Raw genomic sequence first — 11,982 nt, 5'->3', positions numbered from 1 at the left:
TTGTGCTAAGCGATAATAACGGACATTTGTTTGCCGACGAAAGAAAAGATCGGATTCTGCAGCTGATTGAAACCCGGGACAAAATATCCGTACCGGAATTGGTGCGGCAATTTAACGTATCTCCGGCCACGATTCGAAATGATTTAAGGGAATTGGAGCAGTTAGGCTTATTAAGAAGAATACACGGCGGAGCTCTTTCGATGGATGTGCCTACGGTCGGTTTTGAAAAAGGAAATGAAATGAAGAACCAGAAATTTCTGAATCAAAAGCACTCCATTGCCAAAAAAGCAATGGAGTTTATTGAAGACGGGGATGTCATTGTGTTAGATGCAGGGACGACGTCCATAGAACTGGCCAGGCTGATTCATAAACGAAGCAATATTACGGTAGTCGTCAACGATCTGGATATTGCGGAATGTTTCGAAGGGGTTGACGGCATTCAAGTTCTGGTCATCGGCGGCATCGTAAGGAAAAAATTTCATTGCACGGTCGGCCCCTTCGCCACAAAAATATTGAACGAGTTAATTGTCGACAAAGTATTCCTGTCCACGAATAGCTTCAGCCTCGAGAAAGGGTGTACGACACCGGATGTCAGCCAAGCGGAAATTAAACATACGATGGCGAAAATCGCCTCGAAAGTGATCGTGCTTTGCGACAGCAGTAAAATCGGCGCCAATTCCTTTGTGCAGTTTGTTCCGATCACAGAGATCGATGTGCTGATCACCGACCACCACATCGAGGAACACATTTTGCAGAAACTCGAAGAATCCGGAATTGAGATTATCGTGGCAAAGGGGAGTTAGGTGCAGCGGTTCCGTGCTAAGTGACAATAACCTTAATCCCCAGGCTTGTTGCTTGCTCCAAGTCGCTTTGCGCGATCCCTTGATCGGTGACGAGCGTTGTAATTTCGGACGCAGAAGCAAAATGGACAAATGAGGTTTTGCCTATTTTGCTGCTGTCGCATAATAAGATGGCTTCATTGGAAATTTCCACGAATTTCTTTTTGATTTCGGCCTGGTTAATATCCGGTGTGGTGCATCCGCGATTGAAGCTGAATCCGTTGGCAGCCAGAAAGACTTTATCCACATTGATTTCAGACAACATTTTTAAAGCGAAAGGACCGACGGTTGACCTGAATTTTTTCCGTAAATTTCCGCCAATGAGAACGACCTGGATATTCGGATAGTCTTCCAGGCATCTGGCAATATCGATGTCGTTGACGATGACGGTTATATTCATGTTTGTTAACATTTTGGCCAATTCCAACGTCGTTGTCCCCGTATCCAGGATGATGATATCGCCTTCTTCAATAAAGTCTAAAGCCGCCTTGGCTATTAATCTTTTTTGTTCGATATGTTCTACCATTTTTTGTTGATAAAACGGTTCAAAGCCTACTTTAGGCGTCTCGATGGAAATGGCCCCGCCGTGCGTTCTTTTAATGAGCTTCAGCGTCTCCAAATCGCGAAGATCATTACGTATCGTGGCAGGAGAAACTTTAAAATGCTGAACCAGCTCGGGAACGAGGACTTTTCCCTTTGTATTGATGAGCTTAACAATTTCATTTTTTCTTTCTTCTGAAAAAAGACTGTTGGAATCGTTATCGAGTTCTTTCACATTCATCATCCTTTATTGTTGATATGTACATTTATTTTACCATTATAACAGCCAATAAAAAAGAATCTTTTAATTATTTTCATTTCTATTCTCTTATTTAGTATAAACACTCTCGGCACAGCGTATTCCATTTATAGAATAGATAAGGAGAAAAATCCTATGAATCCTAAGCAGAACGTGATTAATAAAATTCATCAAACCGGTATTGTTAGCGTCGTCAGGTCCGAAACTAAAGAACAAGCTTACCGAACGATTGAGGCATGCCTGGCAGGCGGCATCTCGGCCATCGAAGTCACGTTTACGGTTCCGAATGCACATCACATCGTTGAAGATTTGGCGGGTAAGTATTCGCACGATGAAATGATACTGGGAGCAGGCACCGTATTAGATGCGGAAACCGCAAGAATTGCCATTCTGTCGGGAGCCCGATATATCGTCATGCCTTACTTCAACCAAGACGTTGTCCGCATGTGCAACCGGTATGCCATTCCTTGCATGCCTGGGGTCATGACCATCAAAGAAGTAGTCGAGGCTATGGAATCCGGGGTGGAGATCATGAAGCTGTTTCCCGGCGAACTGTTCGGTCCAAGCATGATTAAGTCGATTAAGGGGCCTCTTCCCCAGGCTCAACTGATGCCTACCGGCGGAGTGGATCTGGATAACGTCGGCGAATGGCTGGAGGCCGGGGCGATCGCGGTTGGAATCGGGAGTCATTTGACGCGCGGAGCGCTGCGCGGGGATTACGCTTCGGTAACCGAGATCGGGAAAAAGTTTGTTGAAAAAGTAAGGGAAACGAGAAACAAAATGAAAACAAAAAATCGTTGACATGATACATAACAATAAAATATAATAATATATGAGAACAAAAGATAGAAATAAAAAGGAGTGGAGAGCTTGAGAAATACAGAAATTGGAGTATGCGTGATCGGTTCCGGCAGAGCCGGGATGATACACGCCGCCAACTTTAGAAGAAATGTACCTCACGCATCTTTAGTCGCCGTGGTTGATCCGAATGAAGCCGTGGCGAAGCAGGCTGCCGAAAGTCTGGGCATTGATACTTATTATACTGATTATAAAGAAGCGCTAAAAAGCGATAATATCGATGCGGTTATCGTCGTAACGCCAACTATTTTTCATAGAGATATCGTCGTAGCGGCAGCCGAAGCGGGTAAACATGTTTTTTGCGAAAAGCCGATGGCCATGAACGCTAACGAATGCGAGGATATGATAGCCGCAGCGAAGAGGAATAAGGTGAAACTTCAGATCGGGTTTATGCGCAGATTTAACGATAGCTTTATTCAAGCCAAAGAGGAAATAGACAGCGGGGCAATCGGAGACGTCGTGCTGGTTCGTTCCTTGACCCGGGGACCCAGCATTCCGCAGCCGTGGATGTACGATCTTTCAAAAAGCAACGGCCCGCTGGCCGAGGTTAACAGCCATGATATCGATACGCTGAACTGGTTTGTCGACGCCGATATAGAAAGCGTATTTGCCCTTGCCGGCAATTTCAGATGCCCGCAAGCACAGGCGGAATTTCCCGATTTCTATGATAACGTGGTGCTAACCGCCAGATTTGCGAATCAGAAGCAGGGGATGATCGATGGAGCGGTATCCGTCAAATATGGCTATGATTCCCGTGTGGAGATTCTTGGAACGGAAGGCGTCATATTCATTGGTCAAGTGCATGAGAAGACCATCGTAACGGCCAATCGGAACGGGTTGACCCGTCCTGTGATGAACAGCTGGAGAACGTTGTTCAGCGATGCGTATTTGGCGGAGGATGTGCATTTTATCGAATGCATACTCGAAGATAAGGAACCTAAAGTATCCGGGAATGACGGGAAAAAGGCAGTCATGGTCGTCAATGCGGGCAATCAGTCCATTAAGGAAAGAAAAGAAATCCTGTTATCTTCCGTATTAGCGGTAAAAGCGTAATTCCATTTATCTTCCCATGAAAAGGAGATTAACAAGATGATCCTGCCTGCAAAAGCGACCCAGCCTACGATGTATTTTATCGGCGTGACCACGACGCAATCTTCAATTATGAAGCTGTTCCCCTTATGGGCGAGAGAGCTTGGACTGAAAGATGCGGTCATTAAAGGGATTGATATCGACATTCATGCCGACCCAGAGCAGTACCGCGAGTGTGTCCGATTCATTAAAGAGGACCCCCTGTCGTTAGGCGCGCTGGTCACTACACATAAGATCGATTTATATCACGCCGCCCGGGATTTGTTTGATTACCTGGATCCTTACGCGACGATGTTCGATGAAATTTCATCGATTTCCAAACAAGACGGCAGGTTGGAGGGGTATGCCAAAGACCCGATCTCCAGCGGACTGTCTATGGAAGCCTTCATTCCGGTTAACTACTGGAAGCGTCACGGCGGCGAAGCGCTGATTATGGGAGCCGGCGGAAGCGCACTGGCCATCAGCTCTTATTTAACCAGAGCGGATCACGGCGACGATGTTCCTTCCAAGATCATCATCAGCAACCGGAGCGAAGCGAGGCTGTTATCGGCTGAGAAGTTGTTAAGCAACATCGATACGAAAGTAAAGTTTGAATATGTGTTATGTCCAAATCCGGCGGATAACGACAGGCTGCTGAAAGCTCTGAAGCCCCGGTCCCTCGTCATTAATGCGACGGGATTGGGCAAAGACCGGCCCGGATCGCCGTTAACCGACCCATGCGAGTTTCCGGAGCACAGTCTGGTTTGGGAATTGAATTACCGCGGAGAATTGGATTTCATGCATCAGGCGCTGAAGCAAAAGGAACAGAAGCAGCTTCATGTCGAAGACGGCTGGATTTATTTTATTCATGGATGGACGCAAGTCATTGCGGAAGTGTTTCATATCGATATCAAGGGCGATACGTTCGACAAGCTGGAAAGCATTGCGATGAACTTGAGAACGGTAAAATAAATCGGGAGGGTGAGCAGGTACATGGAGAATCTCGAGCAATACTTACAACCATTTTCCGTTTATTTCAGCTTAAACAACGGGTTATCCGATACCAAAGCTTCGATAAAAAGAAATTTGTCCAAAATGAAGGGGATGTACGCGAACGAGCACGCTTATGAAGCGATGACGGTAAACGGCGACCCTCTCATTTACGAGTTTCATGAGTTGGGTGTCCCGGAGAAACCGGGCAATCTTGCCTTTGGAACGAGTATCGTCTATCCGGGTAAAGTGGGCGATGAATATTATATGACCAAGGGACATTTTCATACGATTTTGGATACGGCCGAGGTGTATTACTGCCTGGGCGGTAAAGGTTATATGCTGATGGAGAGCCCGGAAGGCGATTGGGCTGCCGAGCCATTCACGCCGGGGAAAGCGGTGTACGTACCTGGAAGGTACGCGCATCGAAGCATCAATACCGGGACCGAACCCCTGATCACGTTTTATGTGTTTCGGGCGGATGCCGGGCATGATTATGGAACGATTGAAAGCAAAGGGTTCAGGAAGATCGTGATCGAGCAAGCAGGGGAAGCCGCAATTGTAGATAATCCGAAGTGGAATAACTAACCCTGCTGCGTGTTGAATTTCTATTTATTATTATTTATTCCACAATATATTATAATTTGTTCTCAATTTTAGTGAATTGTTTTCATTTGTGTAGATGTTATGATGGATTTAAAGATATCGACAACAAATTTACGGTTTGGGGAGGTTCTCATGAAATTCGGTGCCAGCACGTTCATTTGGGCATCACCCTTTTCACCTGAAACGTTCCATTTGGTTGATAAAGTGAAGGCGTTTGGCTTCGACATTTTAGAAATTTGCATCGAGGACCCACGGACGATACCGGCAGCGGAAACCCGTGCGTACATGGAGGCGCGGGGCATCCAAGCACTCGTATGCGGGGCTTTCGGCCCGAATCGGGACATCAGCTCCGAGGATAGCCGTGTCCGGGAAGAAGGGCTGGCCTACATCCGAACATGTGTGGACTTCGCCGTACAGCTGGGCTCGCCCTTAGTTTCAGGCCCGATGTACGCCGCTACCGGAAAAACAAGGCTGCTCACACCGGCGGAAAAAAAGCAGCAGCTGGAGTGGACGGTTGAGAACTTAAAGGCGGCGGCTGATTATGCCGGAGAGAAGGGCGTCAAGCTTGCGATCGAACCTTTAAACCGTTTCGAGACCGATCTGATCAATACCGTGGAGCAGGGTGTGAATTTGCTTGAAAGGGTGAATCATAGCAACGTCGGCTTTCTGCTGGATACGTTCCACATGAATCTTGAAGAGAAGAGCATTGGCGATGCGATCCGTGCAGCGGGAAAGCACATCTTGAATTTCCATTCTTGCGAGAATGACAGGGGGATTCCGGGAACAGGCCATATTCCCTGGGAAGAAGTTTCGAAGGCCTTGCAAGATATTCAATATGACGGCTATGTCGTCATTGAGGCATTCACGACGGACATCAAAGAAATTGCCAGAGCGGTTTCCCAATGGAGACCGCTGGCAAGCTCGCAGGATGCAATAGCAGCGGAAGGGATTACATTCTTGAAGAGCGTATTGCGATAACCTGCCAAAGTCAAAGAAAACTGAAAGCGTTCACAGCAAGCGGCAAGCGTCTAATGATAAGGAGCGTAATGAGCACAAAGAAAGGTATCGGGAGGTGACAGCATGACTTTATTGCAAGCGAATAACGTACATAAAAGATTTCATGGAGCAGTCGCTCTGGATGGTGTCCATTTTGAGCTAAAGGCAGGCGAAGTTCACGCGCTTCTTGGCGCCAACGGCGCTGGAAAGTCTACCTTAATCAAAATCATTTCCGGATATCATGCTCCTGACAGCGGAGAGATCCTGATCAATGGAACCGGCATCCGCACGAATGATCCGGCTGCCTCTCACGCTGCCGGCATTGCCACCATCCACCAAGAGCATAATCTGGTGCCGCATATGAGCGTGATTGATAACGTCATGTTAGGACGGTGGCCCGGGCGTTATGGAGTCGTTTCTGACGAAGCATGCAGGAAGAAAGTGGAGGAAGCGGTTTCGCGCGTTGTGCCCGGTCTCGATCTGGATTTGTTAGGACATCAGCTAACACCCGCCGAAGGGCAATTAATCGAAATTGCCAGGGCTCTCTCGGAAGATGCGCGCGTCTTAATTATGGATGAACCGACGACCTCCTTGTCGCCAAGGGAAGTGGACCGCCTGTTTCAGGTCATGCGCGAGCTCAAGAATCAGGGGATCGGCATCATCTTTGTCTCGCACTGGCTGGAAGAAATTTTTGAAATTTGCGATCGGGTCACGGTATTTAGAGACGGCCGTTATGTCGGAACGGAACAAATCAAAGAGATTAACGAAAACATCCTGGTCCGAATGATGGTCAATACAGACGTTCCTGAAGTGCCGCCCGTCAAACGAATGCCGGGCAAAGAAATATTGACGGTTAACAACTTGTCAAAGCAAGGGGTTCTGCAGAACGTTTCATTCAGCTTGCGTGAAGGCGAAATTTTAACGCTTGCCGGACTGGTGGGCGCAGGGCGTACAGAGCTCGTCCGGTGTATATTCGGCATTGATCCTTATGACTCGGGCGAGGTCATGATTAACCGCAAGCGAATTAAACGAAACTCGCCCGCTGCTGCTGTCAAGGCCGGTGTCGGTTTTGTACCGGAAGACCGCAAAGGGCAGGGTCTTGTCGGATTGCTTACGGTACGCGAGAATTTTACGCTAAGTCTTCTGGATTTGGTCGCGCCTGCCGGTATGATTCATAAGAATCATGAAATCGATATATCGAACGAACAAAGCGCCGCCTTGAAAGTGAAAGCCGCTTCGATCGAATCGAATATTATGACGCTATCCGGAGGCAATCAACAAAAAGTGATTATTGGACGCTGGCTTGCGCGCAAACCGAGCATCTTAATTTTAGATGAACCGACCAAGGGGGTCGATGTCGGGGCCAAGGCGGAAATTCACCGCTTGATCGGTGAATTGGCGGAATCCGGGGTGGCCGTCCTGCTGGTGACTTCCGAAATGCCTGAGGTGCTGCTGCTAAGCGATCGGGTATTGGTGATGCGGGAAGGGAAATTGACAGGACACTTGAAACGGTCGGAGCTTTCGCCGGAACGAATCATCAAATATGCGACGACAGAGGAGGTTACGATTTAAGATGAACATTATTCGGTCATTAGGAGATGCTCTCCGGCGGATGCAGGTGCAGGGGCTATTGTTCGCCATTCTCCTGCTGGGCATTATATTAAGCTTCGCATCCAGCTCCTTTCTTACGGGGACCAACATCATTAACATTTTATACCAATCCACCATTTTAGCCGTTGTCGCGATTGGCCAAACCTTCGTTATTCTGGTTGGCGGGATTGACCTGTCGGTAGGGTCTCTGATTGCGCTGTCTTCCGTGCTTTCAGTTGGTTTAGCAGTCAAATTGGGGCTGCCGGTTTGGCTTAGTATTCTTATTGCCTTACTCGTCGGAGTCGCTTTCGGGATATTCCACGGTTTGGCTGTAACGAAGCTGAAGATGCCTCCGCTCATTGTAACCCTGGCAAGCTTAAGCCTCGCAAGCGGTTTAGCGTATGTGTTCTCCGGAGGTAAAAATATTATCCCGGTGCCGGATATATTCGAGACGGTCGGCAATGCCCAACTATTCGGCGACAAGATTCCCGTATTTATTCCTTTTGCACTCGCGGTCGCGCTCATCAGTTATTTTGTGCTCTCGAAGACGAGCTTCGGAAGAATGATTTATGCGGTAGGCGGAAACAAAACGGCTTCCCGTCTCGCCGGTATCCCCGCTGACCGAATTATTATCATTGCCTTTGTGATTTCCGGCCTTTCCGCCGTTATCGGCGGCCTCATGATGACGGCTCGTCTGCAATCCGGCAGTCCGATTATCGGTGTGGGCATGGAGCTTACGGTAATCGCAGCAGCCGTCATCGGCGGTACGAGTTTGTTTGGCGGCCAAGGCAATGTGATCGGCACCTTATTGGGAGTCATTTTGTTGACGCTTGCTTCAAACGCCATTGTCCTGCTGGCTATCCCTCCGAATTATGACAAGGTTTTCACCGGCGTCGTGATTGCCCTGGCGGCAGCGCTTGATATATACCGGCAGCGTAAAAGCACGAGAAATATGACCCGATTGCATAAACACGCTTCCAATCGTTCCGTTCTGCCCGATAAAAAGCAAGCAACCAAGGAGCAAGGCGCTTAATGAAATGGTGCTTAAGCGATGGTCACCGGCTTATAGCATCATTATTAAGATAAAACTCTTTTGAAAGGAAGGACGTACTCATGAAAAAAACAGTAGGGAGTCTGGCGGCCATGATTCTAATGGCGACAACGGTTCTTTCCGGATGCGGTTCGGGCAGTGATCAGAAGCAGCAGTCTGCGGCTGCGACATCGGCCGTGGATTCTTCGAAAGGAGAATCCGGCGCTGCCGGAGAAAAATCCCCGAAGGGGAAGAAGGTTGCCTTTCCGTTAATGGGCCTAGGGTTTGAATTCATGGTCATGCTGAACGACTCGGCGAAAGAGGTTGCAGACAAATACGGGATGGATGTTAAAGTATTCGACGCGAATGTTGACGCCAACAAACAAGCGGAGCAAATGCAAAGCATTATCGCGACCCAGCCGGACGCCATTTTGTTGAGTTCCGTGGACGGTGAATTGATCGTACCTTCGATCGATGCGGCGAGGAAGAAAAACATACCGGTTTTCGGCGTGGAATCCAAAATTCTTGGCGGAGACTACTTGACTTGGGTGGGGTATGACAATTACAAAGCCGGCGTCATGGCAGCCGATTATATCGCCAAAGCGGTAGGGGACGCGAAAGGAACCGTGCTCGAACAACGCGGTCTGGTAGGTGCGACGGGGGCGGACCTCAGAAGCTCCGGCTTTAATGACCAAATGGAGAAATATCCGAATTTGAAAGTGGTCACTTTAAATAACGAATGGGTTGCCGATAAAGCATTCTCCAATACGCTTGATGCCTTCACCGCCCATAAGGACATTGTCGCTACTTTCTCAGCCAACGACGAGATGCTGCGGGGTGTCGTTTCCGCTCTTAAGAAATTAGGCAGGGATAAGAAGGTCGGAGAAAACGGACATATTGTCATGATCGGAGTCGACGGTACGCCTACGGGACTACAGCGCATTCGGGAAGGCGTTCAAGACGCTTCTTTGAATCAAGACGCGAAGGCCATGGGGTCGGAAGGCATGGAAAGGGTAGCCAAGTATTTCAGCGGTGAAACCAGGTTCGAACGCGATACGATGATTCCTCCTTCCATTATAGATAAGAACAATGTCGATGATCCTAATCTGTGGGGCAACATCATGGCTCAGAAGTCGAAGAAATAACATCCAACAAGAAATAATATTCAACCAACAGAAAGGAGCAAGAATGGAATGCGTGTCATTCAAATTGGTTTAGGCTTTTGGGGTAACGGATGGTCTGGCGTCATTGCCAATTCCCCATGGACGGAGCTTGTCGCGCTGGTTGATCTGAATGAACAGACATTGAACACGGTAGGCGACTCGGTGGGTCTCCCGCATGATCGAAGATTCACCTCGTTAGCGGAAGCTCTGAGCAATGTCGAGGCTGATGCCGCGCTTATCGTTGTCCCGCCCGAAGCCCATGAAGCTGTCGCCCTTGAAGCTCTTGAAGCAGGTCTGCATTGTATGATTGAAAAGCCGTTTGCGCCAACGCTGTCGTCCTCGAACAGGATCGTGGAAAAAGCGGAGCAAGCAGGCCGTTATATCATGGTGACGCAAAGCTTTCGTTTCAGAAGAGGCCCCCGGACGGTAAAGCGCCTTATCGAAGAGGGTGCGGTAGGGAAAATTGAGACCATTTACGGGCGTTTCCGAAAAGCCCCCCCATTTACAGGCTTCCGCACTGAAATGGAGGAACCGTTGATTGTGGATATGGCCATTCACCATTTTGATTACATTCGCGGTATTTTTGGAGTAGAACCCGATTGGGTGCGTGCGCGAAGCTATAATCCGAGCTGGACCTGGTACAAAGGCAACGCCTCCGCTTTCGTCGAGTTTGAAACAAACGACGGCACGATGATTTCGTATACGGGATCTTGGGTTTCGCGCCGTCCGCACACGACTTGGGACGGAGCCTGGGAAATTCACGGCACACACGCTTCTATTCTATGGGATGAAAATCGTGTGCTGCTTTACCCGCATGGCAATATCATTGGAGAAACCGTCTTCAAGGCGAGAACGCTTGAAATGTCCGACGATATTCTGGAAGTGACGCTCGACCCTGTTGAAGAAGAGGAGCGACTAGGCACGGTCAAGGAATTTGTTACAGCCGTCAAGGCGAATAAGCTTCCGGAAACCCACGGAAAAGACAATCTGCGCAGCTTGGGACTCGTATTAGCCGCCGTCGAATCGACAAAACGCGGTGGAGAAAAAATCGATTTTAACCAATTTTACAATACCCATATTCTTAAAGGAGGAGTTTTACAATGAAATTATCTTTTAACAGTTGGTTGTACGGATCTGCTTTCGGTTGGCTGCCATGCCGTTCGCTCGAGGATACGGTCGATACGCTTGCAGAAATGGGATATGACGGCATTGAAATCGGCGCCGCAGCCCCGCACGGTTTCCCGGCGCATACGAATTCCGCCCGCAGAAAAGAAATGCTGAAGCATGTAAAGAGTCGCGGGATGGAAGTATCGGCTTTATGCCCGGCATTGGGCGGCGGTCCCGGTTATAATCCGGCTTCGCCCGATCAAGAGGAGCGCGATGCCAACTTCCAATATATTTCCGAGTGTCTTCAGCTGGCGCATGATCTTGAATGTGAGCGGGTGATTTGGCTGCCGGGTTGGAAGCGCTACAAACAACCTCGTCAGGAAGCTTGGAATTATGCGGTTGAAGCTCTTCACAAATGTGCGGAGGTTGCGCGTCCGCTAGGCGTTAAGCTGGCGATTGAACCTACTTCGGAAGTGTCGGATGTCATCGAGCATGCGGGCGATTCCCTGAAATTAATGGAAGAGGCGGGAGCTGGCGCCGATGTTGCCGGTGTTATGCTGGATACGATTCACGTCTTCTATAGAGGGGATGATGTAAGGGAACAATTTAACGAAGCGGGCGACCGTCTGATCTATGTTCATATTTCCGATGTGAACCGTGACGCGCCCGGCACACATACCGACTTCAGAGGCGCCGTCGATGAACTTGCATTGATTGGTTATGACGGATGGTTGTCCATGGAGATCGGCTTCCCCCGGCGGGATCGCAATCCTGACGGCATCACCCGGCAAGCTATCGAGTATATGCGGCCGGTCATTGAGGGAACGAAGGATCGTCTTGCCGCTTGGAGAAACTTGCCTAATCGATAAGGATCCACCGTATAACCGCTTCCTCATAGGGAGCGGTTATATGCTTTCAACGAACCCATGAGGGAAG

At 48.9% G+C, this 11,982-nt stretch carries 12 protein-coding genes; 11 read left to right on the top strand and 1 reads right to left on the bottom strand.

Features of this window, described 5'->3' with window-relative positions; genetic code table 11:
* The first annotated feature begins 2 nt into the window (after nucleotides 1-2).
* The gene (locus FKP33_RS02240) at nucleotides 3-803 is read left to right on the top strand and encodes a DeoR/GlpR family DNA-binding transcription regulator (protein ID WP_164751758.1); all 801 of its coding nucleotides are present in this window, start codon (nucleotides 3-5) and stop codon (nucleotides 801-803) included.
* Between the two features lie 16 nt (nucleotides 804-819).
* Here the strand turns inward: FKP33_RS02240 and FKP33_RS02235 are convergent, their stop codons facing one another.
* Complete coding sequence (locus FKP33_RS02235; RefSeq protein ID WP_236595969.1) at nucleotides 820-1,614, bottom strand: DeoR/GlpR family DNA-binding transcription regulator; 795 nt, start codon at nucleotides 1,612-1,614, stop codon at nucleotides 820-822.
* Between the two features lie 159 nt (nucleotides 1,615-1,773).
* Between FKP33_RS02235 and FKP33_RS02230 the strand changes: the two genes are divergently transcribed.
* The 10 genes from FKP33_RS02230 to FKP33_RS02185 all read left to right on the top strand — a co-directional run bounded on the left by FKP33_RS02230 (nucleotide 1,774) and on the right by FKP33_RS02185 (nucleotide 11,915).
* Complete coding sequence (locus FKP33_RS02230; RefSeq protein ID WP_141333837.1) at nucleotides 1,774-2,439, top strand: bifunctional 2-keto-4-hydroxyglutarate aldolase/2-keto-3-deoxy-6-phosphogluconate aldolase; 666 nt, start codon at nucleotides 1,774-1,776, stop codon at nucleotides 2,437-2,439.
* 69 nt (nucleotides 2,440-2,508) lie between these two features.
* On the top strand, nucleotides 2,509-3,549 hold the full coding sequence (locus tag FKP33_RS02225; RefSeq protein ID WP_141333836.1) for a Gfo/Idh/MocA family oxidoreductase: 1,041 nt from the start codon (nucleotides 2,509-2,511) through the stop codon (nucleotides 3,547-3,549).
* A gap of 36 nt (nucleotides 3,550-3,585) precedes the next feature.
* The gene (locus tag FKP33_RS02220; RefSeq protein ID WP_141333835.1) at nucleotides 3,586-4,536 is read left to right on the top strand and encodes a shikimate dehydrogenase family protein; all 951 of its coding nucleotides are present in this window, start codon (nucleotides 3,586-3,588) and stop codon (nucleotides 4,534-4,536) included.
* Between the two features lie 21 nt (nucleotides 4,537-4,557).
* Nucleotides 4,558-5,142 (top strand): glucose-6-phosphate isomerase, encoded by a 585-nt coding sequence (locus FKP33_RS02215; RefSeq protein ID WP_141333834.1) that lies wholly within the window; start codon nucleotides 4,558-4,560, stop codon nucleotides 5,140-5,142.
* A 150-nt stretch (nucleotides 5,143-5,292) separates the two neighbouring features.
* Nucleotides 5,293-6,138: a sugar phosphate isomerase/epimerase family protein gene (locus FKP33_RS02210; RefSeq protein WP_141333833.1), complete on the top strand. Its 846-nt coding sequence runs from the start codon at nucleotides 5,293-5,295 to the stop codon at nucleotides 6,136-6,138.
* Nucleotides 6,139-6,240: 102 nt separating this feature from the next.
* Entirely contained in the window at nucleotides 6,241-7,728 is a 1,488-nt protein-coding gene (locus FKP33_RS02205; protein WP_141333832.1) for a sugar ABC transporter ATP-binding protein, read from the top strand.
* A 1-nt stretch (nucleotide 7,729) separates the two neighbouring features.
* On the top strand, nucleotides 7,730-8,779 hold the full coding sequence (locus FKP33_RS02200; RefSeq protein ID WP_164751757.1) for an ABC transporter permease: 1,050 nt from the start codon (nucleotides 7,730-7,732) through the stop codon (nucleotides 8,777-8,779).
* Between the two features lie 80 nt (nucleotides 8,780-8,859).
* Complete coding sequence (locus FKP33_RS02195; RefSeq protein WP_141333831.1) at nucleotides 8,860-9,921, top strand: sugar ABC transporter substrate-binding protein; 1,062 nt, start codon at nucleotides 8,860-8,862, stop codon at nucleotides 9,919-9,921.
* Nucleotides 9,922-9,969: 48 nt separating this feature from the next.
* Nucleotides 9,970-11,043 carry a Gfo/Idh/MocA family protein gene (locus tag FKP33_RS02190; protein WP_127606251.1) on the top strand — a complete coding sequence of 358 codons (1,074 nt, stop codon included), beginning with the start codon at nucleotides 9,970-9,972 and terminating at the stop codon, nucleotides 11,041-11,043.
* The gene (locus tag FKP33_RS02185; protein WP_054796603.1) at nucleotides 11,040-11,915 is read left to right on the top strand and encodes a sugar phosphate isomerase/epimerase family protein; all 876 of its coding nucleotides are present in this window, start codon (nucleotides 11,040-11,042) and stop codon (nucleotides 11,913-11,915) included. The genes FKP33_RS02190 and FKP33_RS02185 overlap by 4 nt, the downstream gene beginning before the upstream one ends.
* The last annotated feature ends 67 nt before the right edge of the window (nucleotides 11,916-11,982 follow it).

Origin of the sequence: Paenibacillus sp. tmac-D7 (genome assembly GCF_006519665.1) — a bacterium.
GTDB lineage: Bacteria > Bacillota > Bacilli > Paenibacillales > NBRC-103111 > Paenibacillus_G > Paenibacillus_G validus.
The sequence above is the reverse complement of the archived record's forward strand: the minus strand, read 5'-3'. Positions and strand labels throughout refer to the sequence as shown.